General features: G+C 71.3%; 29 protein-coding genes, 1 tRNA gene and 2 pseudogenes. 12 read left to right on the top strand and 20 right to left on the bottom strand.

The features are described 5' to 3' along the window. Positions 1–7: 7 nt before the first annotated feature. Together ACTWPP_RS07700 and ACTWPP_RS07695 are read left to right on the top strand one after the other, a co-directional pair. Entirely contained in the window at positions 8–442 is a 435-nt protein-coding gene (locus ACTWPP_RS07700; protein WP_443103377.1) for a DUF6069 family protein, read from the top strand. Positions 443–481: 39 nt separating this feature from the next. Beyond that, positions 482–943 carry a MarR family winged helix-turn-helix transcriptional regulator gene (locus ACTWPP_RS07695; protein ID WP_443103376.1) on the top strand — a complete coding sequence of 154 codons (462 nt, stop codon included), beginning with the start codon at positions 482–484 and terminating at the stop codon, positions 941–943. Here the strand turns inward: ACTWPP_RS07695 and ACTWPP_RS07690 are convergent, their stop codons facing one another. After that, positions 944–1,114 (bottom strand): hypothetical protein, encoded by a 171-nt coding sequence (locus ACTWPP_RS07690; RefSeq protein ID WP_443103375.1) that lies wholly within the window; start codon positions 1,112–1,114, stop codon positions 944–946. Between ACTWPP_RS07690 and ACTWPP_RS07685 the strand changes: the two genes are divergently transcribed. Further along, on the top strand, positions 1,113–1,910 hold the full coding sequence (locus ACTWPP_RS07685) for a hypothetical protein (protein WP_443103373.1): 798 nt from the start codon (positions 1,113–1,115) through the stop codon (positions 1,908–1,910). The two genes, ACTWPP_RS07690 and ACTWPP_RS07685, sit on opposite strands and share 2 nt — an antisense overlap. 13 nt (positions 1,911–1,923) lie before the next feature. Then, positions 1,924–2,211, top strand: a pseudogene (locus ACTWPP_RS07680) (histidine kinase); the annotation flags it as partial. Between the two features lie 402 nt (positions 2,212–2,613). Here ACTWPP_RS07680 and ACTWPP_RS07675 read toward each other — a convergent pair. Together ACTWPP_RS07675 and ACTWPP_RS07670 are read right to left on the bottom strand one after the other, a co-directional pair. Continuing rightward, the gene (locus ACTWPP_RS07675; protein ID WP_443103433.1) at positions 2,614–2,733 is read right to left on the bottom strand and encodes a LuxR C-terminal-related transcriptional regulator; all 120 of its coding nucleotides are present in this window, start codon (positions 2,731–2,733) and stop codon (positions 2,614–2,616) included. Between the two features lie 199 nt (positions 2,734–2,932). Beyond that, positions 2,933–3,169 (bottom strand): annotated as a pseudogene (locus tag ACTWPP_RS07670) (response regulator); the annotation flags it as partial. Between the two features lie 107 nt (positions 3,170–3,276). Here ACTWPP_RS07670 and ACTWPP_RS07665 point away from each other — a divergent pair. Further along, positions 3,277–3,747 (top strand): dihydrofolate reductase family protein, encoded by a 471-nt coding sequence (locus tag ACTWPP_RS07665; RefSeq protein WP_443103372.1) that lies wholly within the window; start codon positions 3,277–3,279, stop codon positions 3,745–3,747. Here ACTWPP_RS07665 and ACTWPP_RS07660 read toward each other — a convergent pair. Beyond that, positions 3,713–4,705 (bottom strand): adenylate/guanylate cyclase domain-containing protein, encoded by a 993-nt coding sequence (locus ACTWPP_RS07660; protein WP_443103371.1) that lies wholly within the window; start codon positions 4,703–4,705, stop codon positions 3,713–3,715. The genes ACTWPP_RS07665 and ACTWPP_RS07660 overlap by 35 nt on opposite strands. 92 nt (positions 4,706–4,797) lie before the next feature. Here ACTWPP_RS07660 and ACTWPP_RS07655 point away from each other — a divergent pair, with 92 nt between their 5' ends. Beyond that, positions 4,798–5,559 (top strand): MerR family transcriptional regulator, encoded by a 762-nt coding sequence (locus ACTWPP_RS07655; RefSeq protein ID WP_443103370.1) that lies wholly within the window; start codon positions 4,798–4,800, stop codon positions 5,557–5,559. Between the two features lie 4 nt (positions 5,560–5,563). On the opposite strand, the gene ACTWPP_RS07650 is transcribed toward ACTWPP_RS07655, so the two are convergent. The 3 genes from ACTWPP_RS07650 to ACTWPP_RS07640 all read right to left on the bottom strand — a co-directional run bounded on the left by ACTWPP_RS07650 (position 5,564) and on the right by ACTWPP_RS07640 (position 9,620). Then, positions 5,564–7,147: a sigma-70 family RNA polymerase sigma factor gene (locus ACTWPP_RS07650; RefSeq protein WP_443103369.1), complete on the bottom strand. Its 1,584-nt coding sequence runs from the start codon at positions 7,145–7,147 to the stop codon at positions 5,564–5,566. Positions 7,148–7,397: 250 nt separating this feature from the next. Beyond that, positions 7,398–9,008, bottom strand: a complete 1,611-nt coding sequence (locus ACTWPP_RS07645) for a long-chain fatty acid--CoA ligase (protein WP_443103368.1) — start codon at positions 9,006–9,008, stop codon at positions 7,398–7,400. A gap of 123 nt (positions 9,009–9,131) precedes the next feature. Next, positions 9,132–9,620 carry a SigE family RNA polymerase sigma factor gene (locus tag ACTWPP_RS07640; RefSeq protein WP_443103432.1) on the bottom strand — a complete coding sequence of 163 codons (489 nt, stop codon included), beginning with the start codon at positions 9,618–9,620 and terminating at the stop codon, positions 9,132–9,134. A gap of 404 nt (positions 9,621–10,024) precedes the next feature. Here ACTWPP_RS07640 and ACTWPP_RS07635 point away from each other — a divergent pair, with 404 nt between their 5' ends. Both ACTWPP_RS07635 and ACTWPP_RS07630 read left to right on the top strand, forming a co-directional pair. Next, positions 10,025–10,912, top strand: a complete 888-nt coding sequence (locus ACTWPP_RS07635; RefSeq protein WP_443103367.1) for a hypothetical protein — start codon at positions 10,025–10,027, stop codon at positions 10,910–10,912. Next, positions 10,906–11,745: a MauE/DoxX family redox-associated membrane protein gene (locus tag ACTWPP_RS07630; protein ID WP_443103366.1), complete on the top strand. Its 840-nt coding sequence runs from the start codon at positions 10,906–10,908 to the stop codon at positions 11,743–11,745. The genes ACTWPP_RS07635 and ACTWPP_RS07630 overlap by 7 nt, the downstream gene beginning before the upstream one ends. A gap of 253 nt (positions 11,746–11,998) precedes the next feature. Here the strand turns inward: ACTWPP_RS07630 and ACTWPP_RS07625 are convergent, their stop codons facing one another. Beyond that, on the bottom strand, positions 11,999–13,183 hold the full coding sequence (locus ACTWPP_RS07625) for an ATP-binding protein (protein ID WP_443103365.1): 1,185 nt from the start codon (positions 13,181–13,183) through the stop codon (positions 11,999–12,001). 355 nt (positions 13,184–13,538) lie between these two features. Then, positions 13,539–14,549 carry a pirin family protein gene (locus ACTWPP_RS07620; RefSeq protein ID WP_443103364.1) on the bottom strand — a complete coding sequence of 337 codons (1,011 nt, stop codon included), beginning with the start codon at positions 14,547–14,549 and terminating at the stop codon, positions 13,539–13,541. Between the two features lie 166 nt (positions 14,550–14,715). Between ACTWPP_RS07620 and ACTWPP_RS07615 the strand changes: the two genes are divergently transcribed. Then, positions 14,716–15,177 (top strand): MarR family winged helix-turn-helix transcriptional regulator, encoded by a 462-nt coding sequence (locus ACTWPP_RS07615; protein WP_443103363.1) that lies wholly within the window; start codon positions 14,716–14,718, stop codon positions 15,175–15,177. Positions 15,178–15,242: 65 nt separating this feature from the next. Here the strand turns inward: ACTWPP_RS07615 and ACTWPP_RS07610 are convergent, their stop codons facing one another. Beyond that, a complete protein-coding gene (locus tag ACTWPP_RS07610; protein WP_443103362.1) occupies positions 15,243–15,665 on the bottom strand; it encodes a hypothetical protein in 423 nt (140 codons plus the stop codon). A gap of 162 nt (positions 15,666–15,827) precedes the next feature. Between ACTWPP_RS07610 and ACTWPP_RS07605 the strand changes: the two genes are divergently transcribed. Then, complete coding sequence (locus ACTWPP_RS07605; RefSeq protein WP_443103361.1) at positions 15,828–16,562, top strand: M15 family metallopeptidase; 735 nt, start codon at positions 15,828–15,830, stop codon at positions 16,560–16,562. A gap of 7 nt (positions 16,563–16,569) precedes the next feature. Here ACTWPP_RS07605 and ACTWPP_RS07600 read toward each other — a convergent pair whose 3' ends face one another. From ACTWPP_RS07600 to ACTWPP_RS07580, 5 genes are all read right to left on the bottom strand, one after another. Further along, entirely contained in the window at positions 16,570–16,734 is a 165-nt protein-coding gene (locus ACTWPP_RS07600) for a hypothetical protein (protein WP_443103360.1), read from the bottom strand. A gap of 75 nt (positions 16,735–16,809) precedes the next feature. Further along, positions 16,810–16,898: transfer RNA gene (locus tag ACTWPP_RS07595), tRNA-Ser, on the bottom strand. Positions 16,899–16,973: 75 nt separating this feature from the next. Beyond that, the gene (locus ACTWPP_RS07590; RefSeq protein ID WP_443103359.1) at positions 16,974–17,387 is read right to left on the bottom strand and encodes a hypothetical protein; all 414 of its coding nucleotides are present in this window, start codon (positions 17,385–17,387) and stop codon (positions 16,974–16,976) included. Positions 17,388–17,433: 46 nt separating this feature from the next. Continuing rightward, a complete protein-coding gene (locus ACTWPP_RS07585; RefSeq protein ID WP_443103358.1) occupies positions 17,434–17,808 on the bottom strand; it encodes a signal peptidase I in 375 nt (124 codons plus the stop codon). A gap of 24 nt (positions 17,809–17,832) precedes the next feature. Beyond that, complete coding sequence (locus ACTWPP_RS07580) at positions 17,833–20,058, bottom strand: nucleotide-binding protein (protein ID WP_443103357.1); 2,226 nt, start codon at positions 20,056–20,058, stop codon at positions 17,833–17,835. 172 nt (positions 20,059–20,230) lie between these two features. On the opposite strand from ACTWPP_RS07580, the gene ACTWPP_RS07575 reads away from it, so the two are divergent. Together ACTWPP_RS07575 and ACTWPP_RS07570 are read left to right on the top strand one after the other, a co-directional pair. Then, complete coding sequence (locus ACTWPP_RS07575) at positions 20,231–21,187, top strand: NAD(P)H-quinone oxidoreductase (protein WP_443103356.1); 957 nt, start codon at positions 20,231–20,233, stop codon at positions 21,185–21,187. A gap of 12 nt (positions 21,188–21,199) precedes the next feature. Beyond that, a complete protein-coding gene (locus ACTWPP_RS07570; RefSeq protein WP_443103355.1) occupies positions 21,200–21,745 on the top strand; it encodes a bacterial proteasome activator family protein in 546 nt (181 codons plus the stop codon). A 62-nt stretch (positions 21,746–21,807) separates the two neighbouring features. On the opposite strand, the gene ACTWPP_RS07565 is transcribed toward ACTWPP_RS07570, so the two are convergent. From ACTWPP_RS07565 to ACTWPP_RS07545, 5 genes are all read right to left on the bottom strand, one after another. Beyond that, positions 21,808–22,611 carry a Cof-type HAD-IIB family hydrolase gene (locus ACTWPP_RS07565; protein WP_443103354.1) on the bottom strand — a complete coding sequence of 268 codons (804 nt, stop codon included), beginning with the start codon at positions 22,609–22,611 and terminating at the stop codon, positions 21,808–21,810. A 64-nt stretch (positions 22,612–22,675) separates the two neighbouring features. Beyond that, the gene (serS, locus tag ACTWPP_RS07560; RefSeq protein ID WP_443103353.1) at positions 22,676–23,935 is read right to left on the bottom strand and encodes a serine--tRNA ligase; all 1,260 of its coding nucleotides are present in this window, start codon (positions 23,933–23,935) and stop codon (positions 22,676–22,678) included. Between the two features lie 51 nt (positions 23,936–23,986). Beyond that, positions 23,987–24,793, bottom strand: a complete 807-nt coding sequence (locus tag ACTWPP_RS07555) for a class I SAM-dependent methyltransferase (protein ID WP_443103352.1) — start codon at positions 24,791–24,793, stop codon at positions 23,987–23,989. A gap of 14 nt (positions 24,794–24,807) precedes the next feature. Continuing rightward, entirely contained in the window at positions 24,808–25,065 is a 258-nt protein-coding gene (locus tag ACTWPP_RS07550) for a hypothetical protein (RefSeq protein ID WP_443103351.1), read from the bottom strand. 83 nt (positions 25,066–25,148) lie between these two features. Then, positions 25,149–25,583: a DsbA family oxidoreductase gene (locus ACTWPP_RS07545; protein ID WP_443103350.1), complete on the bottom strand. Its 435-nt coding sequence runs from the start codon at positions 25,581–25,583 to the stop codon at positions 25,149–25,151. Between the last annotated feature and the right edge of the window lie 54 nt (positions 25,584–25,637).

The raw sequence follows: 25,637 nt of genomic DNA, 5'->3' as shown, positions 1-25,637 counted from the left end.
CGACCCCATGGACATCACCCACTCCGCCGCCCTCCTCAACCGTCCGCTCTGGCTGGTCGGCGCCGCCGCGGGGGTGGCGGCGAGCGTCGTGACCGAGGTGTACGGGCTGGTCGCCGGCGCGGCCGGCGTCCCGATGGAGGCCGGGAGCATCGGCGCCGCCGAGGCCGAGCCGATCACCGTCGGCATGTTCGCGATGGGCACCCTCATCTCCACGTTCTGGGGCGTCGTGATCGCGATGCTCCTCGCCCGCCACGCCTCCCGCCCGTCCCGGACGTTCGTCCGCGTCACCGTCCCGCTCGCCGTGCTCTCGCTGGCCGGCCCGCTTGCCGCGGGCGACACCGCGGTGTCGACGAAGCTGATGCTCTGCCTCGCGCACCTCATCGCCGCGGCGATCATCATTCCGATCGTCGCCGAACGGCTCGCGAACGACCGCGCACGTTGATCGCGGCCGACTCGATCGGCACGAACGTAGGATGGGGGGATGACGGGCATGGCCGACGACGAGCTGCTGAAGCTGGACACGCAGGTCTGCTTCGCGCTGCACGCGACCTCACGGGCGTTCGACGCGCTCTACCGGATACGGCTGCGGGAGCTCGGGCTGACCTACCCCCAGTACCTGGCCATGCTGGCTCTCTGGGAGGCCGACGGCCTCACGGTGAAACAGCTCGGTGAACGCCTCCGCCTCGACTCCGGGACGCTGTCGCCGCTCATCAAGCGACTGGAGAGCGCCGGTCTCGTGGAGCGCCGCCGAGGCCGCGAGGACGAGCGTTCGGTGTCGGTGCACCTGACCGAGGAGGGCAACGGACTCCGCGACCGGGCCGTGGAGGTCCCCCGGCGGATGCTCGACTCGACCGGCCTGACCACGCACGAGCTGGCCCAGCTCCGCCGGACCCTGCAGAACGTGACCCGGAACCTCGACGCGGCGACCGGTTCGGCCGCCTGATCATCCCGCCGAGATCGCCGGCACACCGGCCACCGAAGCGGCGATGCTCACCAGGCCGTGCGTGGAGGCGGTGGCGTACAGCGTCGACTGGGTGAACGCCTCCGCCCAAGGGTTGGCCGGTATGGGAAGCCGCACCCTATGACGCCCGCCATGCGGGACGATGGCGGCCATGAGCCGGCTCGCGAACGGCCAGATGGGTTCGGGCTCCTCGGCGTCCGGGGCGGCCTTCCAGCTTGCGCGGCTGGTCGCCGTCGTGGTGAGCGTCGGCTTCTCGTTCGGCGGGTTCATCGGCATCACCGACTCCGACGCTCCGGGGTGGCGCAAGGGCGTCGCGGCGGCGGTGCTGCTGCTGGTCAGACCACCTGCACTGGCATGGACGGGGGTCAGCCTCGTCGTCGTGCTCCAGTTCCTCTCCGGCCTGTCGGTACGGCCGACGGCGTGGGAGGCCTTCTATCTGGCGGCCGGGCACGCGGCCTTCGTCGGGATCGCGCTGTACGGGGTGGCGCGGCTGGCCGACCTGGTGGCCGACCTGCACAACACGCGCGACGACCCGGCGGCCGCCGAGGTCGCCCGGGAGCGGCTGGCCTTCGCCGAGCGGCTGCACGGCCGGATCGGCACCAGCCTGCGGGAGATCGTGCGGAGCGGCGAGGCGATCGGCAGGGCGGCCGAGCCGGAATCGGCGCGCGAGCGGCTGGACGCCGGGCTGCAGACCGCCCGCACGGCCCTGCACGAGGCCCGCTCGGTCGCCCACGGCTACCACGGCGGCGGACCGGCCGGGCGGCGGCCGGTCGCCGACGATCTGACCACCACCGCGGTGGGCGTGCTCACGGTGGCCACGATCTGCCTCATGATCGTCCCAGCGCCGGTCCGCCAGGTGGCCGAGGCCGACGTCTCCGGCGCTGATCGGCCAGGACCTGATCTTCTTCCTGGGCTGGGACTACCTGTTGCAGGGGCCCAGGCCGGTTGACCACCTGTACGAGATGGTGTGGATCGGCGAGCGCGCGATCGTCGTCTACGGGCTCGTCCGCATGGGGCGGCTGGCCGGCGAGTTGCGGGGGGCCCGGCTGGAGCTCGCCCGGACCGAGATAGCCCGCGAACGTCTGCGGTTCGCTCGGGATCTGCACGACCTGCTCGGATTCGGGCTCTCGGTCATCGTGCTCAAGAGCGAGCTGGCCTTCCGGCTCTTCGGCAGAGACAACGAACGGGCCCGGCGGGAGCTTGCCGAGGGCGTCGCCGCCGCCCGGCAGGCGCTCATCGACATCGACGCGGTCGCCACCGGCCATCGCGCCATGTCGCTGGAGGACGAGATCCGGTCGGCCCGGGAGGCGCTCGCCGCCGCCGGCTTCGAGGTCACCGGTACGGTCACGCTGCCGGTGCTCGGAGCGGAGCACAGCACCATCCTGGCCACCGTGCTCCGCGAGGGCGTCACCAACGTCCTGCGGCACAGCGACGGTGACCACTGCACGCTGGAAGCCGAGACGGTGGACGGCGCCGTGCGGCTCCGCGTGCTCAACAACGACGCCCGGCCGGCCATGGCGCCCGCCACCGCGGCGACCGGGATGGGAACCGCCAGCCTCCAGGAGCGCGTGGAAGCCACCGGCGGCACGCTGGACGCCCGGCTCACCGGGGACACCTACGTCCTCGTCGTGCGGATCCCGATCGAGCCGGGCCTACAGCCAGCCCTCGTCGGTGGCGATGCGGATGGCGTCGATCCGGTTCCTGGCGTTGAGCTTCATGACCGCGGAGGACAGATAGTTGCGGACGGTTCCGCGGCCGAGTGACAGCGTCACCGCGATCTCGTCGGCCTCCGCCCCGGGTCGCGGCCAGCCGCAGGACGTCGACCTCGCGCGCCGCCAGCGGGCACTCCGGCTTCCACAGCGCGGCGAGGGCGAGCTGCGGGTCCACCACCCGCTCGCCCGCGGCCACTTTGCGGATCGCCTCGATCAGGTCTTCGGCCGGCGAGTGCTTGAGCACGAACCCCGCGACGTCCGCTGACAGCGCCCGGCGCAGGTAACCCGGCCGGGCCAGACCGGTGAGCATCAGCACGCGGCAGGACGGCAGCCGCACGCGCAGTTCCTGCGCACCGGACAGCCCGTCCGCCCCCGGCAGGTCGATGTCCAGGATCGCCACGTCGGGCCGCAGGCGGATGGCGGTGCCGATGATCTGGTCACCGCGCTCGACCGCGCCGGCCACCTCGAGGTCGTCCTCCAGCGCCAGCACCGCCATCAGCGTCTCGCGCAGGATCCGGACGTCCTCAGCGATCATGATCCGGATCACGAGACCTCCGGTGAATCCTTCACAACGAACTGCTGAATGTGGCACTACCGAGGCGAATGCCCGATGGCGACGCTGAATGGCAGAACCCTACCCGGCACAAGGCCGAAGGAGCGCGCCATGACGGCAACCGCAACGACCCAGCGACACGTCCCGCTCTCCACCAGAGGCGAGACCCGGGAGGCCATCGACAGGAGAACGACACGCCCAAGGTCGTCATCTCCGACACCCTCACCGAGTCGCCGTGGAAGAACGCCGTCGTCGCCGGCGGCGACCTGGCCGAGACGGTGCGCCGGCTCAAGGCCGAGCCGGGCAAGGACATGATCACCTCTGGGGGCGGCACGCTCGCCCGGGACCTGATCGCCAAGGGTCTGCTCGACGAGTTGCACCTGTTCGTCAACCCGGTCGCCCTGGGGGCCGGCATGCCGGTGTTCCCCGACCACGGTGTCCGCCACCGGCTTCACCTCGTCAGCGCGCGACCGTTCGACTGCGGGATCACCGCGCTGCACTTCGAGCCCGTACGCGCCTGAACCACGGCCCCGCGTCCTTACAGAGTGGGCGGGGGCGCAGGGAGGTGACGTCGTGGGTGTCGTCGGGGAGGGACGAGGCCAGATCGCCGTCGACGAGGACCGTTCCGGGGTGGGCGGCGGCGGTCAGGCGGGCGGCGAGATTGACGGGCGTTCCGAACACGTCGCCCAGACGCTGGATGACTTCGCCGTAGGCGAGGCCCACGCGGACCTTGGGGAAGTCGGGGTCCTCGTTGAAGCGTTCCGCGATGCGCAGGCCGATGTCGGCGGCGGCGCGGGGGGCGGACGCGACGAACATGACCTCGTCGCCGAGCGTCTTGATGACCCGCCCGCCCAGTTCGGCGATGATCTCGGCGGTGGTGACCTCGAACCGTTCGATGAAGGCGGCGAGGGCGTCGCCGTCGAGGCGGCGGCTCAGGCGGGTGAAGGAGACGACGTCGGCGAAGCCGACCGCGAGATGCGCGATGCCGGCGGCGGGATCGGACTGCGCCGCGGCCGTCGTGGCGGCGGCGCGCATCCCGGCGGCGGTGAGCTGGCGGCGCCAGCCGTGCAGCAGGAGGCGTTCGAACGCGGGACGCAGTTCCTCGGTGGCGGCGAGGGCGCCGGCGACGAGATCGGCCGCGGCGGGCTCGTCGGCGGGAAGTTCACCGAGGCGCTGCAGCCAGACGTCGCCGAGCCAGCTGGCGAGGCGGCCCATCGTCTGGCCGACGGCGCGGGCGAGCTGGACGACCATGTCCTCGTCGACCATGTCATGGCCGAGCAGGTCCTTGATCTCGCGGAGCGCGGCGACGTCCCCGTCGGTGAAGGCGACCTCCTCGTCGGGGGGAGTCGGGAAGCCGAGCGCCCGCCAGATGCGGCGCGCGTACTCGTCGGGGACCTCCGCGAGGGCCTCGACCTCTTTACGTGTGTAGCGCAGCGGGCCGCCGAGGAGTGTCTCCTCGATGTCGTCCGCGTCCGCCATGACGCCAGCCCCTATGTGTCATTGACCGATGTAACAATAGTGCCGGAGTAAGATCACGGCGGTCAAGGTGGACGAGTCCGGCGGGCGGGGGCATGGCCGAGTACCGAATCGACGAGCTGGCGCGGCTGGCCGGAAGTACCGTGCGCAACATCCGCGCCTACCAGGACCGGGGACTGCTGCCGCCGCCCCGGCTGGAGGGCCGCGTCGGGCTGTACGGCGACTCGCACCTCGCGCGCCTCCGGCTCATCGGCAAGCTGCTCGGCCGCGGCTACACGTTCGCGGTCATCAAGGACCTGCTGTCGGCGTGGGAGACCGGCAAGGACGTCGGTGAGGTCCTCGGGCTGGAGAAGGTGCTCACCGACCCGTGGTCGGACGAGATCCCCGGCACCACCACCTACGACGAGCTCGCCGAGATCTTCGGGACCGGGCTGGACGCCGACGAGTTCGCCCGCATGCGGGACCGGACCATCGAACTCGGCCTCATCGAACCGCACGGCGACGAGTACCGGGTGCCGAGCCCCCGGCTGCTGCACGTCGGCGCCGAACTCGTCGCCGCGGGCGTCCCGCTCGACGCCGTCCTCGACATCGCCGGGCAGATCCGCGACGACTGCGACGTGATCGCGGGCCGGTTCGTGAACCTCGTCCAGGAGCACGTGTTCGACCGGCTCGGGGACCCGCCCGTCCCGGACGGCGAGAAGGTCACCGAGGTGGCCGCGGTGGTCCGCCGGATGCGGCCGCTGGTGAAGACGGTCGTCGAGCCGTTCATCGCCAGGGCGATGGAGGCCCGCGTCCAGGAGGCCCTCGGCGAGCACCTCGAAACGATCAGGGACCATCTCGGCGAGCCGCCCGGCTGAGCCGTCACAGGAGCGAGGCGCCCCAGACGACGGTCACCGTGTGAGGCTCGCCCTCGGAGTCGGTGAAGGTGAGGGTGCCCTGGCCCGGCAGGCCGATGACGAAGGTGCGCAGGCTGATCGTCACCTGGCTGCTGCCGCCCTCGCGCATGCCGCCCTGCATCTCCGACAGGACGAGCTGGTTCGTCGACGTCATCGCCGTCCACGTCACGGGGCCGCTCTTGGCCGCGAGGCTCACCTGGGCGGTCTTGGTGCCGTACAGCTCGACCTTGGCGGGATCGACGACGAGGACGCCGGGCCGCGCGGGCGGGTTGGACGACGACGGCGGCTGCCCGGGTTCCGCGGACTCCTCCGGGTCCTTCTGGTCGGTCTGGGGCCTGACGGGCTGCTGCCCCGGCCGGCCGGGCCCGTCCCCGTCCGGTCCCCGGGACGGTTGCGTCTCGCGGCCCGAGCCGTCCGGCGGCGAATGCTGCGTGATGGACGGCTGCGGCTGCGTCCGGAACGGCGGCCAGGACAGCGAGCTGCCGCTGATGCCGGGACCCATGACGAACACGGCGACGAGCGCGGCGACCAGCGCCCCCACCATGCCGCCCCCGGTGAACAGCCAGCGGCGGGTGAACGGCGAGGGCACGTCCGGCTGGCTCGGCAGGCCGGACGGGGTGAGCGCGCCGCCGCGCGCGGCGATGTCGGCGCGGTAGCCGGCGAGCTCGGGGTCGGTCGCGGTGTGCATGACGCGGTGCCGCAGCGCCGCGGGCAGCACCGGGGCGGGCGCCCGCTTCAGCAGCGCGGCCGCCGTCACCCGGCCGCGGCGCCGGCAGCCGGCGCAGCCGGCGACGTGCCGGTCGGCGGACGGGTCGGCGGGGGAGACCTCGGGGCGCCGGCGAAGGGCCCGCAAGAACGGCCGGGCGGAGCGCGGCGGGGTGGTCGGCGGATCCGCCTCGTCGGTCTTGGGCGCGGTCCGGGCGGCCAGGACGGCGACCGCACGCGACTCCTCCCCCTCGCCGGGGGAGCCCGCCGCGCAGGCCCGGACGGTGCGGTTGAGCTCCTTCTGGAGTGCGGCTTCGAGCTCGGCCCTGCCCTGCCGCACCCGCATGGCGGCCCGGCGCGAGGACAGGCCCAGCGCCGCGCCGAGGCGGGCGGGACGCAGCCCGTGCCGGAACGCCAGCAGCATGACCTCCTGCTCGACGGGCTCAAGCCTGGCCAGCGCGCCGTTGAGCAGCCCGTGGAGCTCGTCCGGAGGAGGCCAGTCCGGGACGGGATCGTCCGGCTCGGCACGGTCCAGGAAGGGGATGTCGGAGAACTCGCCGTCCCGGTCCCAGAACAGGACCTTCGCCCGCCCGCGACGGATGCAGCGGCGGCGGGCCGCCCCGTACAGCCAGGAGCTCAGGTGCAGGTGGTCGCGCATCCGGGGGGCGCGGCGACAGGCGTCGATGAACGTGTCGTGGACGATGTCGGCGGCGACTTTCGCGTCCCCCGACATTGACAGCGCGTAGTCATAAAGGCGCTCACCGTACTCGTCATAGAGTGCGGCGAGCGCCGCCTCGTCGCCTTCGTTCAGCCCTTTGACGAGGTTACGGTCGGCTGTGTGCAAGGAGGGGGACAACCTGGGCATTCACGCTCCCGGCAGCGGCATGAGGCGTCCGTCCCCATGGGAGTCGTCCGGACAATCAGCCCACCTTGCATACACCCGTGAACCCCATCCGCACCACACGATCTGCCGAAATCACCATTAGGGTGACCCCGGGGTGAGATGCCGCTTCTCTCCGTGATCACGCTATCAATGACTCGGCGTCAGAATCGAGTCAGCGATCCGATCCGGCCGGGGAGCGGACGGCCGCCCGTCAGTCCGCCCGGCGCACCTGCAGGTCACCGTCCGCGTAGCGGCGCCGCAGCACCTTCTTGTCGAACTTGCCGACGCTCGTCTTCGGCACCTCGGCGATGAACGCCCAGCGCTCGGGCAGCTGCCATTTCGCGATCCGCCCGGACAGGAACTCCCTCAGCTGCGCCGCCGTGACCGAGGCCCCGTCGCGGACGACGACGGAGGCGAGCGGGCGCTCCTGCCACCGGTCGTCGGGGACGCCGACCACCGCGGCCTCGACGATGTCCGGGTGCGCCATCAGATGGTTCTCCAGCTCCACCGACGAGATCCACTCGCCGCCCGACTTGATGACGTCCTTGGCCCGGTCGGTGAGGATCAGGAACCCGCGGGGCGACAGCGTCCCGACGTCGCCGGTGCGCAGCCAGCCGTCGTGGAACTTCGCGGGATCCTCGTCCAGGTGGTACGAGCCGGTGATCCACGGCCCGCGGATCTCGACCTCGCCGACCGCCTCGCCATCGTTGGCCAGCACGACGTCGCCGTCGCCGACGACGCGCATCTCCAGCCCGGCCAGGATGCGGCCCTGGCTGATCCTGGCCTGCCACGCCTCCTCGCCGGTCGCCTCGACCGGCGGGTGCGCCACCGTCGCGACCGGCGAGGTCTCCGTCATCCCCCACGCCTGGACGATCCGGACGCCGATCTCGTCGAAGCCGCGCATCAGCGCCTCGGGGACGGCCGACCCGCCGCACGGGACGAGGCGCAGCGAGCTGAGGTCCGAGCCGTGCTCCTTGGTGTGGCGTAGGACGTCCGACCAGATCGTCGGCACAGCGCCGGCGACCGTCGGGCGCTCGGACTCGATGAGCCGGACGAGCGGCTCGGCCTGCATGAACCGGTCCGGCATGATGAGCGCGGCGCCCGCCATCACCGCCGCGTACGGCAGCCCCCAGGCGTTGGCATGGAACATCGGCACCACCGGCAGGATGGTGTCGGAGGCGCTCAGGCCGATCGCGTTGCCGGTGCACGTCGCCATCGAATGCAGGTAGGCGGACCGGTGGGAGTACACGACGCCCTTGGGGTTCCCGGTCGTGCCGCTGGTGTAGCACATCGCGGCGGCGGACCGTTCGTCGATCTCGGGCCAGTCGAACGTGGCGGGCGCGGCGGCGAGCAGGTCCTCGTAGGAGTGCAGTTCCTTGCCGGCGGCGTCCAGCGGCGCGGTGTCGCCCTCCCCGACGACGATCACGTGCCGGACGGTCTTGAACTGCGCCAGCACCGGCGCGAGCAGCGGGATCAGCGAGCCGTCGACGATGACGATCTGGTCCTCGGCGTGGTTGGCGATGTAGACGAGCTGGTCCGGAAAGAGCCGCAAATTGAGAGTGTGCAGAACGGCGCCCATGGACGGGACCGCCAGGTACGCCTCCAGATGCTCGGTGTTGTTCCACATGAACGTGGCGACCCGCTGGTCACCGTCCACGCCGAGGCCGCGCAGCGCCCCCGCGAGGCGTGCCGCGCGTTCACCGACCTCGGCATAGGTGCGGCGCCGGGCACCGTCCCCCGTCCAGGTCGACACCTCGACGTCACCGAAAACGTCCGCGCCGTAGCGCATGATCGTGGTGATGGTCAGCGGGAAATCCTGCATGGTGCTCAACATGAGCGCCGCCCCTCCAGCTCGCAGCGGATTCCAGAACCGGATTCTTGCAGTGTTGTCCCAGCTTGACGACCCCCCCGAAGGCCAACTCGGTCCCAGCGAGGAGAAAGGCGATCAGTACAACCCGTCGTCGTCTCGGAGTCTGGCCATGGCGCGGGAGACCGTGGATTTGACCGTGCCGACGCTGACACCGAGAATTTCGGCGATCTCCCTTTCGGACATGTCCTCGTAGTAGCGGAGCATGACGGTGAGGCGTTGCCGTTCGGGGAGGCGGCGGAGGGCGCGGAAGAGCACGTCGCGCATTTCGCTGCGGCTCGTGTGGTCGTCGACGGGATGGTCGGGGATCTGGTCGGTCGGATAGACGTCCAGTTTCCGGCGCCGCCACCAGGAGATCTGCGTGTTGACCATGGCGCGGCGGACGTAGCCGTCGACGGCGGCGCGGTCTTCGATACGGTGCCAGGCGAGGTAGGTCTTCGCGAGGGCGGCCTGGAGGAGGTCTTCGGCTTCGGCGCGGTCGCTGGTGAGCTGGGTCGCGGCGCGCAGCAGCACGGCTCGGCGTTCCGTCACGTACGAGCGGAACTCCTCGTGCCGCGTGTCGTTCAAATCACCACCGGACCAGGGGTTGCGGAGCCGCCTCCGGCGGGACGAGTCCAGGGTCCCGGCCGTGCGCACTCCCGATATGGTTGACGATCGCACGTAGATCGTAATTTCGGGCCTACAGAAAACCTATATCCGGGTCAACCAGTGCATAATCTTCACCCAAGGTAGATCAAAGGTCTTCCACCGGCTGACTTATCGCGACAAATCCGTCGACAAGGACTGTCACCACACGTGACCCTTGACTCGCTGTCCTCGCAGCGATGACCCAGAGTGATGATCTACGCCGGAGCACCGCGATGCCGCCACCCCACCACCGTGGAGCGACCCGACGCCGACGGCGCGCGGCCGTCCTCGCGGTATCCGCCGGCCATGGCCCCGCCGGGCGGTCGGAGCGTCCGCTGGACGTGGTGACCGGGATCGTCCTGGACGCCAGCCCGCACCTGCTGGTGCTGGGCAGGGCGGACCGGCCGGGACCGGGCGGCACGGAGACGCGTCTCGCGATGAGCGCCGACACGGCCGTCTGGCACGGCGGGCGCGGGGGCCTCGCCGCGCTCCGGCCGGGCCGATCCGTGATCGTCCGGCCGAGGGACGGCGGGCTCGGCGCCGACCGCGTCTGGGTCGACATCGGCCGGGTCAGCGGCACGATCCTGGCGTGCGGGAAGAACACCGTGGACGTGGACATGGGTCCCCACCGGGGGCGGACGCATGTGGTGATCCCCCCGCGCGCCTTCGAACAGGTCCTGGTCCGGCATCCGCGCCTGGAGCCCGGATACCTCGTCGACGTGATCTGCGTGCTGACCCCCGACGGGCCGCGGGCGGTGCGCCCCGGCACGTCACAGCCCGGCTACCGGGCCGACGACCTCGCCGCGCCGGAGGTCGCCGCACCGGCGCCCGGCGTGCTGCGCGGGACGGTGACCTGGTTCGGAAGCGCGGACGGCGAGCCACCGGACGGGGCGGCCTACCCGGCCGTCGATTCCGAGGGGGACGCCGGGGGATGCGCGGACGCCCCGTCCGGCTGCGCCGCGTTCCCGTACCTGTCGATCGGCAGCGAGGTCGCCGTCCGCAACGAGTGCGGCGGACGCGCCGCCACCGTCCCGGTGGTGGAGTGCGGCTGCGCGGCGGCCCGCTTCTGCGACCGGTGCGTGGAATGCGGCGCCTCCCCGCGCGGCCGGATCGCCGAGCTGACGCCCGCCGCGTTCGTGGGGCTCGGCGGCGATCTGGAGGCGGGCTGCTTCAACGCCGCCGTCCGGCCGGGCGCGCCGGCCGGGGCACCGGGGACGGCCGCGTCATGGTGACGGCGTTCCAGAACACGCAGGTGCTGCTGCTGGCGGCCGTGCTGCTGGCCGCGTGCCTGGCGAAGCTGACGGTGCGGGAGGAGGCGGCGGACGCGCCCGACCGTGTCCACGGCGTGCCGGTACCGGCCGGGCTCGCGCGGCTGTCGGCGCTGCGCGGCAGCCGCGGGATGACGGTCGGGCTGGGGATCGGCGAAGGCGTCCTCGGACTGTCGCTGCTGGTGACGTCGCATCTGTCGGTGCGGCTCGCGACGACGGTCGCGTTCGCCGCCGCGACATGGGTGGTCGGCGAGCTGCGAGTCAGCCGCCCGGACGCCGGGTGCGGCTGTTTCGGCGGGCTCAGCGGCAAGCGGGTCGGGCGGCGGAGCGTGCTGCGGGCGGTGCTGTTCACGGGCGCCGCCATAGCCTCGATGGGGGCGCCGCTCGCCGGCCTCGACGTGCTGCGCGACGTCCAGGTGCAGGTCGCGCTGGTCCTCGCGGCGGAGGTCGCGCTGTTCGCGGCGCTGTCACCGGAGCTGTCGGCGCTGTTCGGACGCCGCTGCCTGCCGCATGGCCGCGGGCGTCCGGTGATGCCGTGCGAGCGGCGGCGCAGCCCGATCGGGGAGACGTACGCGACGCTGCACGACAGCGCCGCGTGGGTGGAGCACGAGAACGTCATCGCGAGCGCCGTGCCGCTGGACGTGTGGCGGGAGGGCTGCTGGCGATTCGTGGTGTTCCCCGCCCGGGTGGACGACCAGGACATGGAGGTCGTGTTCGCGGTGTCGACCGCCGAGCGCGACAGGTCCGTCCGGTCGGCGCTCGTGGCGCCGGAGCCGAGCCTGTCCGCCGCTCTCTAACCCCTTCTTGGACACGTCCAATAGGCGCGTAGAAATCGATCGCGAACGCCGCCTCTTCAACTCTCTAGGGATTTCTACGTCACATGCTAGAGAGGCTTAGAAAAGCCCAGAGGGCATTGCGAGAAGAATCTACGGCTTTCTACGTTCACCACTAGAGAGTCGAATATTCGGCTGACGATGCGGCTCGATGCGGCCTTCTATCGATCTCTAGCATTCTCGCTAGAGATCTCTATGAAGCCGGAGCGTCCGGCCGTCAGGCGGGTTGGGAGCGGAGGAACTTGCCGAAATGCGGCACGGTGAACGCGACCATGCCGCGTTCGGCGCTGTAGATGAGGCCCTTCTTGATGAGCCCGTCGCGGGCGGGCGACAGGCTGGACGGTTTGCGGCCCAGCTCGTCCGCGACCGACGCGGTGGGCACCGGGTCGTCGCCGAGCATGGCCATCGCGCGCATGTAGTCGCGCTCGGCCGGGGTGGCGCGCTCGTAGCGGCTGCCGAAGAAGCCGACCGCGAGTTCGCTCTCCGCCTCCGGCGCCGCGACCTTGATGTCGTCGGCGGTGATCGGGGTGTCGGGCGCCACGTCCCAGACGACCTTGGCGTACGCCTGGACGAAGTAGGGATAGCCGTCGGCCGCGCCGTACAGGGCGTCGAGGGCGTCCTCGGTGAAGGTGACCTCCTCCCGCTCGGCGGGCGCCAGCAGGGCGAAATCGGCTGACTCGCGGTCGAGCCGGTCGATGCGGGCGTAGCGGAACAGCCGCTCGGAGTAGGACTTGCTGGCCGACAGGACGGCCGGCAGATGCGGCAGCCCGGCGCCCACCACGATCAGCGGACCGCCGACCTGCGACAGCTCATGGCACGCGGCGCACAGCGCGGACACGTCGTCGGCGGGGATGTCCTGCATCTCGTCCACGAACAGCGCGATGCCGACGCCGACGTCCGTCGCGACGGACGCCGCGTCCACGAACAGCTCGGTCAGGTCGATCTCCAGGTCGCCGGAGTCGGCGCGTCCCCGCGAGGCGGGCACGTCGATGCCGGGCTGCCAGCGGTGCGCCCGCGCCCTGCCCTTGCCGGACGGCTCCGGCTCGGCCTGCGCGAACGCCTTCAGCACGCCGAGGAACTCCTCGATGCGGTCGGGTGCGCGATGCCGGGGCGCCAGTTCCCGGACGGCCCGGTGCAGCGCCGAGGCGACCGGCCGGCGGATCGACTGGTCGGGCCGGGCCTCGATCTTCCCGGTCCCCCACAGGCGCTGGATCGCCATCGAACGGAACGCGTTGAGCAGCACGGTCTTGCCCACCCCGCGCAGCCCGGTGACGATCATGCTGCGCTCGGGGCGGCCGCGGGCCACCCGCTCGATCACCACCTCGAACTGCTTGAGCTCGCGGTCGCGGCCGGCCAGCTCCGGGGGGCGCTGCCCGGCGCCAGGGGCATAGGGATTGCGCACGGGGTCCACGCTCTCGGACTCTATGAGGCGATATAGCTGAGGCCGTAGATTTGCGTAGAAACCGCTGCGGCGTGTCGCGTTCTCCCGCCGCCGTCCACAGCGCGCGGGACCGTCCACCCCCCTCATGGCCACCGTCGCCACCATGCCGCCTCCCCGGGCGAGCGCGTTCACGTCCGTCGAATCTCTGTTCGACTATTCGAACACACTAGCGCACGCCGCCGCCCTCGTCATCCGAACCCGGGGAACTCCCGCGACGGATTCGGAACGAGAACGGCCACGTGCCCACCATCCGGTGGCACGTGGCCGTTGAGCGGGGTCCGGCCGCGGGCACCACCACCGCGGCCGGGAGCTGGGGTCAGGTGAGGGGCTCGTCCGCTTCGGACCTATGTGGGACCTTTTCTGCGGGGATAGTGCCCATGCGGCCGGCCTGGAAGTCCTCGAACGCCTGGATGATCTCCTCGCGGGTGTTCATCACGAACGGGCCGTACCTCGCGATCGGCTCGCGGATCGGGAGGCCGCCGAGAATGAGGATCTCCCAGCCGTTCGCGCTCGCGACGGGCTGGGTGTCGGCGGCGCGGACGACGAGGCCGTCACCGGTGCCCTTGTGGTGGGAGCCGGCGAAGACCGCGAGCTGTCCTTCGTCCAGCCCGGCCTCCTCGACGCCCGCCGTTCCGCGCCCGGAGAGCACGTAGACCATCGCGTTGAAATCGCGCGGCCAGGGCAGGGTGAGGCGCGCACCGGGCGCGACCGTCGCGTGCAGGTAGTTGATGGGGGTGTGGGTGACGCCGGGACCGTCGTAGCCGGCGACCGACCCCGCGATGACGCGGACGAGGGACGAGCCGTCGTCGGCGGCCAGCAGCTTGACGTCGCGTGCCTCGATGTCCTGGTAGCGCGGCGGGACCCACTTCTGAGCGCGGGGCAGGTTGACCCAGAGCTGGATGCCGTGGAACAGGCCGCCCCTGGTGACCAGTTCCGGCGTCGGCTGCTCGATGTGCTGGATCCCGGACGCGGCGGTCATCCACTGGGTGGCGCCGTCGGAGATGAGGCCGCCGCCACCGGTCGTGTCCTGGTGCTGGAACGCTCCGTCGATGATGTAGGTGACGGTCTCGAACCCGCGGTGCGGGTGCCACGGGGTGCCCATCGCCTCGCCCGGCGCGTACTCGACGGCGCCCATGTGGTCGAGGAGCAGGAACGGGTCGGCCAGGGACAGGTCGACGCCGGGGAACGGGCGCCTGACCTCGAAGCCCTCGCCCTCGAGATGACGCGCGGCGGTCACGACTTTCGCGACGCGGCGCCAGTCGATGTCGGCCTCCGGCAGCAGCGGCAGGCGGGGAAGGGTCAGCGGATCGGCCATCACGGCGGGCATGGGATCTCCCCTCGTTCGGGTGCCCGTCCACGACCGGGCGGTGCACTGCAGGCCACAACGTAGTTGATGCTTCAACTATTTCCGCGGACGACCGTCGCGAGATCCTGCTACCGTGAAGATAGCCGGGATTGGTTGAATCTTCAACCTGTGCCCTATACTTGCCGGTATGAGCGAACCTCGTTGGCTCGATGCCACCCAGCAGCGCGATTGGCGGGCATACGTGGACGGCAGCGTCCGGCTCACCGAGGTCATGGACCGGGATCTGAAGACCAGGCACGGCCTCTCGGTGTCGGAGTACGAGATCCTCGTCCGGCTGTCCGAGGCCCCCGAGCGGCGGCTGCGCATGGCGGAGCTCGCCGAGAACGCCAGCCAGTCACGCAGCCGGCTGTCGCACACCTGCTCCCGTCTGGAGTCCAAGGGCCTGGTCAAGCGGGACAGCTGCCCCAACGACAAGCGCGGCGTCTTCGCCCACCTGACGGACGAGGGCTACGCCGCACTCGAACGGGCCGCCCGCGACCACGTCGAAACCGTCCGGACCTACTTCATCGACGTCGTCGAGCCCGAAGACCTCGAAGCCATCGGCCGCGCCTTCGCACTCATCCGCAAACGCCTGGGTCCCACGACCTGACCCCCGATCGCCGCACGCCCCCAACCCTTGGCTGGCCTCCACCCCCATCGGCTCGGCGTCCCGGCCTACAGGGGGACGGTGACTCCGGTGAGGAAGCCTACGGATACCAAAGTCAGGAACACCCAGGCCAGCATCATGCCGATGCCGAACGTCCGCCACCGCCCGCCGACCTTCCATACGAGCAGGCTGCCGAGCCCGAACGCCAGGACGAGCAGCGTGATGAACTGCGGCAGCAGGCTCGGGCGGCGGCTCATCATCAGCGGCGCCCACATCATCACGGCGTCGACGAACAGGAACAGGCCGAAACCCGCCGCGAGCGACTTCACGTCGCGGCCGAGGAAGGCCCGGGCCCGTTCCACGAGCACCTGAGCCCTGTCCGTCCGCAGCCGCGGCCGCCCCTGCGCCGCCTGCTCGACCTCCACATTGTGCGCCACGGCGAAGATCTCGTCTTCGAGGCTTGGGAGGTCCCTCTCCTGAGGTTCCGCCATCCCGCTCCCCTGGGGCCGGAAGCCGCCGGACGACATGCCCGGCGGATGATCGAGGTTCACGGCCCGTCCGTCCCGGCCCCTTTCCGGCGGGCGCGCCTTCAAACGCACGGTAGCGGATCAAGGGTGGCACACACAGTCCACCTGACATGCCATGCTGGAAAGATGCCAGGTAGAAGGGCCATTCGCAGCGCGGCGGCGATCGCCGCCCTGGTCGCCGTGACGTCCGCCGCGACCGGTTGTGGCCGCGGCTCCGACGAGCCGACGCCTCCTGCCACACCGCCCACCGCGACGGGGACGGCCGCGACCCCTTCGGCGCCGCCGGCCGAACAGGGCTTCCAGGCGGAGATCAAGAAGGTGACCGCAGGGGACCTTGAGCACTCCTGGCGGGAGGGCTGCCCGGTGGCGCCGTCCGGGCTGCGGATGATCGAGATGACCTACTGGGGCATGGACGACCAGCCGCACACCGGCGGGCAGCTCGTCGTCAACGCCAAGGCCGCCGAGGACCTCGTCACGGTGTTCCGGAGCCTGTACGACATGCGCTACCCGATCGAGCGCATGGAACCGGTCGACAAGTACAAGGGCAGCGACTTCCAGTCGATCGAAGCCAACAACACCTCGGCCTTCAACTGCCGCCGGGCGACCGGGTCGAGTTCGTTCTCCCAGCACGCGTACGGCCTCGCCGTCGACATCAACCCCTGCCAGAACCCTTACGTCTACGCCGACGGGCACATCGCGCACGAGCAATGCGCGGAGTACAAGAACCGCGACAAGGACGCCCCCGGCATGATCCACGCCGGCGACAAGGTCGTCGACGCGTTCGACTCGATCGGCTGGGGCTGGGGCGGCGAGTGGAGCGGCGCCAAGGACTACCAGCACTTCTCCAGCACCGGCCGCTGAGCCCGCGTCACATCATCATCAGCGCGATCACGATGACCGCGACGATGACCACCGCGGCCGCGACGCCCGCGATCAGGGCGACGTTCGGTCCGGACTTCTGGGTTTGCGCCTGGTTGGCGAAGTTCTGGAACTGGTGTGTCGTGCCTGCCGGATCATTGGGTGTCTGCGACATGCCGAAGAGGGTAACGGATACGCAACGGGATGGTCTGTCCGTCCCTAGCGCGGACACACCATCCCGGACTCCGAGCGGAGAGTGTGGGATTCGAACCCACGAGGACTGTCCCCAGCCCTGGGCGCTTTCAAGGCGCCTGCACTAGTCCACTATGCGAACTCTCCAGGTGACCGTCTTCCCGACGGCCATCGCCCACGATAGCGGTCACGGGCCTGTACCTTCGACCGCATAACACGGGTTCACGTCAGTGCGACGCGGGCGTACGAGTAGTCGCATCGGCAGGGGCCCTTGTCCGGGACGTAGGTCATCGTCCCCGAACCGCGCAGAGCGTCCGTGCCGTGCGCCGTTACCCGCACGGGCAGGTCGGCGACCGTCCGCGCGTCCCTCTGTTGGAGCGTGACCTGCAGGGCGCCCTTCTCGTCCAGGAAACACGCCAGCGGCCCGCAGGAGCCCGAGCCGGCACGGCGCGGGACCCGGAACTCGGTGCACGGCAACTCGCCGACGCACATCCGCATGCTCCACCCGTCCCCCGCGAACCGGTCGAGCCCCGTGACCGTGACCATCACCGGCGGCCGGCACGGCGCGCAGATCACCTCCCCGTCCGACGAGGACGAGCACCCCAGGGACAACGCCATCGCCGCCGCGGCCAGCACCGGCCGAGATCCACTGATCACGGGTGCTGGGACGCGGCCCCGGCGCTCACGGTTCCGGTGCGTCCGGGACGGCGTAGCCGGGGATCGAGGGCCACCGGACCGTCAGGACGACCGATTCCTCCTCGGCCTGCCACGAATGGTCGACACCGCGTCCCCACACCACGTAGTCGCCCCGCTCGGCCAGGACCACGTCCCCCTCGGGGAACTCCAGGCGGAAACGGCCACTGATCAAGATGAGCAGCGCGGTGCGCTTCTCACCGTCCGTCCACTCGGCGCGGCGCTCACCCCGCGGATGCACACCCCACTTGATCTCCACCTCGCCGCTGTGGCGGAGGTCGCCCGCCGGTTTGAAGTGCCCGAGCAGCCAGCCGCGGTCACCGGCGGCGTCCGGGCCCGCCTTCCCCACGTACACGCCGTCCACAGGTCGCGACCGTAGCCCTTACGGTCAGGATTCGGTGGGACGCTGGAAGGCGAAGCCGTCGCCGACGACGGCGGCGAGGGTCAGGTACGCCTCGCGGGTCGCGGGGGCGAGCTGCTCCAGCTCCACTTCGGCGCCCTCCTCCAGGTGGTCGTCGTACGGGATGCGGACGACGGCGCGGCAGCGGCTCTCGAAGTGCGCCTGCAGCTTGTCCAGGTCGACCTGGCTGCGGGTGCGGTTGCGGACCATCGACAGCACGACCACGCCGTTGCGGACGAGGTGGCCGTGGTCGTGCGCCTCCAGCCAGTCCAGAGTGGCGCTCGCGGAGCGGGCACCGTCCACCGACGGGGAGCTGACCAGGACGAGCTGGTCGGCGAGGCTCAGCACGCCCGCCATCGCCGAATGCAGCAGCCCGGTGCCGCAGTCGGTGATGCAGACCGAGTAGTACTGCTCCAGGACGACGGCGACGGCGGCGTAGTCCTCGGCGCTGAACGCCTCGCTGACCGCCGGGTCCCGGTCGGACGCGAGGATCTCCAGCCGGGCCTCGTTCTGCGAGGTGAACGCGCGCACGTCGGCGTACCGCTGGATCTGGTCCCGGTTGTTGAGCAGGTCCCTGACGGTCGCGGCCGTCTCCAGCCTCACCTTGTCCGACAGCGTCCCGCGGTCCGGGTTGGCGTCCACCGCGATGACGCGGTCGCCGCGGAAGGACCCCAGCATCGAGCCGAGCCCGGTCGTCGTGGTCGTCTTGCCGACGCCGCCCTTCAGCGACATGACGGCGACCCGGTGGTGCCCGCCCGCCACGACGGTGCGCGCCCGCGCTATCAGGTCCTTGCGGCGCAGGTCGGTCTGCGACTCACCCGGGTGGATGCCGCCCGCGGTCGCCTTGTAGACGGCGCGCCGCCACCCCGACGACGGGGCGATGCGCCGCTCACCGAGAAGGTTCTCGGAGCTGAGGCTGTCGGCGTTCTGCGGTTCCTGCGGCTGCTGCGGATGCTGCTGCGGATGCTGCGGGTAGCCCGGCGCGGGCTGCATCATCTGGTTGAGCGCCTGCGGATACCCCTGCTGATCCTGCGGCGGGCCGCCGGGGTAGCCGTACCCAGGCAGAGGCTGCCCGGTGTTGGGGTCAACGGGCGGGTACTGCGGCCCCGCCACGTTCGGCCCCTGTGCGTACGGCTGGCCGGTGGCCGGATCGACCGCCTGGAACTGCCCACCGCCCGCGTTCGGGTCCTGCGCGTAGGGCTGGCCGGTGGCCGGGTCGACCGGCGGGTACTGACCCCCGCCCGCGTTCGGGTCCTGCGCGTACGGCTGGCCGGTGGCCGGATCGACCGCCTGGAACTGCCCACCGCCCGCACCCGGATCCTGCATGTACGGCTGCCCGGTACCCGGATCCACCGGCGGGTACTGACCCCCGCCCGCGTTCGGGTCCTGCATGTACGGCTGGCCGGTGGCCGGATCGACCGCCTGGAACTGCCCACCGCCCGCACCCGGATCCTGCATGTACGGCTGGCCGGTGCCCGGGTCCACCGGGGGGTACTGGGCCCCAGCGGCATTCGGGTCCTGGGGGAACGGCTGGGCCGTGGTCGGGTCCGGCGGCGGGTACTGGGCTCCGGCGGCGTTCGGGTCCTGCGGGAACGGCTGGGCGCCGGCGTCGGGTGGGAGGGGGCGGCCGGTGCTCGGGTCGATCGGCACGTAGGGCTGGCCGGAGGCGTCGGTGTCCTGGGGGAAGGGCTGCCCCGTGGTGGGGTCGATCGGCTGGTACTGCTGGCCGGGCGCGTTCGGGTCGGCGGTGTACGGCGGGAGCTGGTCGAGGGGCGGGGCGGTGTTGCCGTTGGCGTCGTACGGCGACTGCTGCGGCTGGTACGCAGGCTGCTGCTGGGGGACCTGGGACGGGTCGTAGCCGCCGGCCGCGTACGGCGGCGGCAGCATCCCGCCGTCGAACGGCTGCGGCTGGGGGCCGCCCTCGTAGGGCGGAGGCTGCGGCGGCCCGAAGGTCTGGGGCGGGTAGCCGGTCTCGGGGGCCTGCTGGAACGAGGGGGGCGCGGCGAGCCAGGGGTTGGCGTTCGGGTCGGCCTGCTCGGGCTCCGCCGGGGGCTGGGCGGCGCCCTCGTCCGGTGGTGCGTTCTCCTGCTGCGCCGGGGCCTGCTGCGCCTCCTGTTCGCCCTCGGCGGGCGCCCCGGTCGTGTCGCCGCTCATCGCGTCCAGAGAGGCCAGCCGCTCCTCCAGGGAACGCCCGTCGTGCTCGTTCCTTGCCACCGTTCTTCCCCCTCGGGCACGCCTCTGATGATCAACACGGAGCAGGTGGGCAAAATGGTCCCCGTGCAGGATACCTGTGCACCAATACCACGTATCCCGCGTGGAGATCGACGTTGGCGCCCCCTCCGGCTGGGGCGGGGCGGGGGGTGCGGAGCCCGGTAGCGTGACGGGTATGCATGCGATCGTTATCCGTGAGCCGGGGGACGCCGAAGTCCTGGAGTGGACGCAGGTTCCGGATCCGGCGCCGAAACCGGGTGAAGTGCTGATCGACGTGGCGGCGAGCGCGGTGAACCGCGCGGACGTCATGCAGCGGCAGGGCTTCTACCCGCCGCCGGCGGACGCTCCGCCCTATCCGGGGCTGGAGGTGTCCGGTCGGATCGCGGAGCGGGGCGCGGACGTGACCGGTTTCAACGCCGGGGACGAGGTGTGCGCGCTGCTCAGCGGGGGAGGGTACGCCGAACGGGTCGCGGTGCCCGCCTCGCAGGTGCTTCCGGTGCCGCGCGGGGTGGACGTCGTCGAGGCGGCCGGACTCCCGGAGGTCGCGTGCACGGTGTGGTCGAACGTCTTCATGCTCGCCGGGCTGCGCGAAGGGGAGACGCTTCTGGTCCACGGCGGCGGCAGCGGCATCGGGACGCTGGCGATCCAGCTGGCCAAGGCGCGCGGCGCGCGGGTGGTGACGACGGTGGGCAGCGCGGAGAAGGCGGCCCGCTGCCGGGACCTCGGCGCGGACGTGACGGTGAACTACCGCGAGGAGGACTTCGTCGAGAGCGGCCCCTACGACGTGATCCTGGACCTGATCGGCGCGAAGTACCTGGCCCGGAACGTCGACGCGCTGGCCGTCGGCGGAAGGCTGATGGTGATCGGGCTGCAGGGCGGGGCGAAGGCGGAGCTGGACATCGGCAGGCTGCTCCGCAAACGGGCGCTGGTGCACGCGACGACGCTGCGGGCCCGCCCGCCGGAGGAGAAGGCGGAGATCGTGGCGGGTGTCCGGGAGAATGTGTGGCCGCTGCTGGAGTCGGGGCGGGTCCGGACGGTCGTGGACCGGCGGATCCCGATGGCGGACGCGGCGGCCGCGCACCGCCTGCTCGAACAGAGCGGTCACGTCGGCAAGATCCTGCTGACCGTGTGAGGATTGAGGATTATGAGCGAGCCTTCGAAGAACCAGTCTGAACAGGAACCCCAGGTGCTCGTGGTCGGCCCGAACGGCATCGCCTTCGAGGGCGGCGGTGAGGGCGAGTCCGAGGGCAAGTCGGTGACCGAGATGGTCGAGCAGCCCGCGAAGGTCATGCGGATCGGCGGGATGATCCGGCAGCTGCTGGAGGAGGTCAAGGCCGCCCCGCTGGACGAGGCGTCCCGCGCGCGGCTCCGGGAGATCCACAAGTCGTCCATCAAGGAGCTCGAGGACGGTCTCGCGCCGGAGCTGGTCGAGGAGCTGGAGCGGCTGTCGCTGCCGTTCACCGAGGGGACGGTGCCGAGCGAGGCGGAGCTGCGGATCGCGCAGGCCCAGCTCGTCGGCTGGCTGGAGGGCCTGTTCCACGGCATCCAGACGACGCTGTTCGCGCAGCAGATGGCGGCGCGCGCCCAGCTTGAGCAGATGCGGCGCGCCCTGCCCGCCGGCATGATCCCGCCCGGCGCCGAGGAAGAGCAGCCCAAGCCGGGGCCGCGTTCGTCCGGCCCCTACCTGTAGGACGCCGCGATAACGGCCGCACTCCCACGCGGGGGTGCGGCCGTTCTCATGTGGGGACGCCTTTACGGGAAGAGGCGTTCGAGGACTTCGGCCACGCCGTCGTCGTCGTTGCGTGACGTCTTGTGGGTGACGGCGGCGAGGACGAGCGGGTGCGCGTTGGCGACGCCGTACGAGGTACCGGCCCAGGTGAGCATCGGCAGGTCGTTGGGCATGTCGCCGAAGGCGGTGACGCCGTCGGACGTGACGCCGTGCTGGGTGCACAGGGCGGCGAGGGCACTGGCCTTGGTGACGCCCTGCGCGCTCATCTCCAGCAGGCCCCGCCCGGACGAGTGGGTGACGGTGACGAGGTCGCCGACGGCCTTCACCGCCTTCTCCGTGAGCGAGTCGGGGTCGGCGTCGGGATGGAACGCGAGGAGCTTGGTTCCGTTGTGGGTCACGAGTTCCTCGCTGCCCACGGGACGGCCGCCGAGGGCCTTCGCGTCCCAGCGGCCGAGGTCGTAGCTGTCCTCGAAGAGGAACCCGTCCGGGTGCTCCACCGCGAACCGCAGTTCGGGTGCGACCGAGCGCAGCCGCCCGACCGTCTTGGCGATCACGGGCGCCGGGATCTCCTTGGCCTCCAGGACGGTCTCGGTGTGCAGGTCGTACACCACGGCCCCGTTGGCGCAGATCGCAACGCCGTGGTGGTCGACGGCGGTGGCGATCTCCGTCATCCAGCGCGGCGGACGCCCGGTGACCATGACGAGCATCGCCCCCGCCCGCTCGACGCGGGCCAGGGCGGCGACGGTGCGGGCGGAGATCGTCCCATCGGAGCGCACGATCGTTCCGTCGAGGTCAGTGGCGATCACACGCGGCGGGGAATGGGTCATGTCACCTTCCAGGGCATATGGCTCACACCATAAGCCACACCCCCGACACACTCCCCGCCGGGCGTCAACGCTTGATCGGCTCCAGGACCTCCAGGCCGAGGAACTTCTGGAGCGCCTCCGGTACGCGGACGGTCCCGTCCGCCCGCTGGTGGTTCTCCAGGATCGCGACCATCCAGCGGGTGGTCGCCAGCGTCCCGTTCAGGGTCGCGACCGGCTGATTCCTGCCGTCGGCGTCCTTGTGCCGCACCGCGAGGCGCCGCGCCTGGAACTCGGTGCAGTTCGACGTGGAGGTGACCTCGCGGTAGGTGTTCTGCGTCGGCACCCACGCCTCGCAGTCGTACTTGCGCGCCGCGCTGGACCCGAGGTCGCCCGCCGCGACGTCGATCACCCGGTACGGGATCTCGACCTTGGCGAGCATCTCCTTCTCCCACTCCAGCAGCCGCAGATGCTCGGCGTGCGAGTCGGCCGGGTCGCAGTAGGAGAACATCTCCACCTTGTCGAACTGGTGGACGCGGATGATGCCGCGGGTGTCCTTGCCGTACGAGCCGGCCTCGCGGCGGAAGCACGACGACCACGCCACGTACCGCCGCGGCAGCTCATCGATGATCTCGTTCATGTGGTACGCGGCGAGCGGCACCTCCGACGTCCCGACGAGGTACAGGTCGTCCTGCGGGAGCTGGTACACCTCGGCGGCGTGCGCGCCGAGGAACCCGGTGCCCTCCATCGCCTCCGGCTTCACCAGGACCGGCGGGTACATCGGGACGAACCCGGCCGCGACGGCCTGCTCCATGGCGAGGTTGAGCAGCGCGTACTGCAGCCGCGCGCCGACGCCCGTCAGGTAGTAGAACCGCGCGCCCGACACCTTCGCGCCGCGCTCCATGTCGATGGCGCCGAGGCTCTCCCCCAGCTCCAGGTGGTCCTTGGGTTCGAAGTCGAACGCCGCGGGCTCGCCGACGTGCTCCAGGACGACGTAGTCCTGCTCGCCGCCGGGTGGGGCGCCGTCCTCGATGAGGTTCGGGACGCCCTTCATCAGCGCGTCGAGTTCCCCGCCGAGCCGGTCGGCCTCCGCCTCGCGCTCCTTGACCTGCTGCGCCAGTTCCTTCGCGCGGGTCAGCAGCGCCTGCCGCTCGTCGCCCCGCGCCTTGGACACCGACTTGCCGAAACTCTTCTGCTCCGCCCTGAGCTGCTCGAACGACGTCAGCGCCGACCGGCGCCTCCCGTCCACGTCCAGCAACCGGTCGACGACGGCGTCATCCTCACCGCGGGCGCGCTGCGAGGCGCGCAGCCGCTCGGGATCCTCTCGAAGAGCTCGCAGGTCAATCACAGACCCGAGGCTACCGGCCCGGCCCCTCGTCCGCGCGCGAGTATCGCCGGTTCAGCGGGCGCCGCTCGCCAGCAGCGCGTGCGCGGGCAGCGCGACCTTGCCGTCCTCCACCGCGTAGCCGGAGATGATCCCGTCGTAGGCTTCCTTGATCCGCGCGACGGTCTTCGCGTCCTGCCGCCCGACGATGACGCCGTTCGTGCCGACCCTGGACAGCGCGCCCGTCTCCCACCAGTCCTCGGGGTCGGCGACGTGCTCCCACGTCACCTCTTCGACGGCCACGTCGGTGAACCCGGCCTCCCTCACCAGCCGCCGGAACTCCACCGCCTCGCCGTACTCCATGAACGGCGGCTCCGGGATGTCGTCCGGCCACGGCACGCCCGCCTCCTCGATCGCCTCCCGGACGACCGCGAGGGCACCGCTGCCCGGCATCACCCAGCAGCTCAGCGCCAGCCGCCCGCCCGGCCGCAGGACGCGCCGCAGCTCCGCGAGCGCCCGGTCCGGCGCACCGACGTGGTTGATGACGAAGTTGCCGGCGACGGCGTCGAACGCCCCGTCCCCGAACGGCACGTCGGGCAGGATCGCGACGTGCGCGTCCAGGCCGGGGACGTTCCGGCGGGCCGTCTCGGCCATGTCCGGGTCGGCGTCCATCGCCGACACGTCGGCGCCGCGGCGGGCCGCCTCCTGGGACACGAATCCCGGGCCCGTCCCCACGTCGAGGAACCGCGTCCCGCCGGCGACACGGGCGGCGTCCAGCAGCGGGCCGACCATGTAACGGGTGAGCCGGGCGAACCCCCGCTCGTACGCGGAGGCGCGCCCGGCCCACAGTTCCCGCTCGTAAAGATCGAAGTCCTTGGCCACCCACGCAGCCTACGTCAGCGCACGTCCACGTAGTCCTTCGGCCGGTTGGCCGAGCGGAAGAAGTCGATGGTGCCCTCAGCGCGGCCGTCCGCTCTGGTGACCGCCGTCGCGGCCCCACCGTCGGACCGCGTCAGGTGAAGCCGGGCGTCCACCAGCGGTGCCATGGCGCCGTCGGCGGTCCGGTACCGCAGATGGGGCATCGCGGCCGCCGGGACGGCGGTCAGAGACAGAACCGCGGCGAGAACCGCGAGGAGGGCGAACGATCGGCGCAACGGAGGACCTCTCCACTTGATACTGGTATGGAGTCGACGCGCGCGATCGAGTATCCGTTCACCGCCGAAGCCCGCTCAGATGATCACACTTTGATCATCCCGTTCCGGGCTACTGCGGAGGGACGGCGCAGGTGTCGTCGGTGCAGGTGTCGGCTTCGCCGCCGATCGTGGTGAGTTCGGGGCGCCTGTTCCGCCGCGAGGTGGACGAGGCGGTGCGCGTCGGCGGTGTTGCCCGCCCGGCCGCCCTCCAGGTGGTATTCCAGGCCGACTCCGGCGGCGCGCTCCTCCATCTGCCGGTTCATCTCTACGGCCTGCTCACGCGGCATGCCGTACTTGCCGGCCAGCATGTCGGCGACGTCCATGGTCTCGCCCTTGGGGAACGACGGGTCGAGCTGGAACGCCCGGTACACGACCTCGACCTGGTCACGGTGCTCGAAGCCGTCCAGCGCCTGCTCGAACTGCCGCTTCCCGATGTAGCACCAGGGGCAGATGACATCGGACCAGATCTGAACGCGCATGGGACGGGCACCTCTCGGGACGGTCGACCCACAACAACGCGTCCTGGCCCGGAT

The sequence above is a fragment of the Actinomadura sp. 3N407 genome (assembly GCF_052245875.1).
Taxonomy (GTDB): domain Bacteria; phylum Actinomycetota; class Actinomycetes; order Streptosporangiales; family Streptosporangiaceae; genus Spirillospora.
Note: the sequence above shows the minus strand (reverse complement) of the source record. Positions and strands in the feature narration are given on the sequence as shown.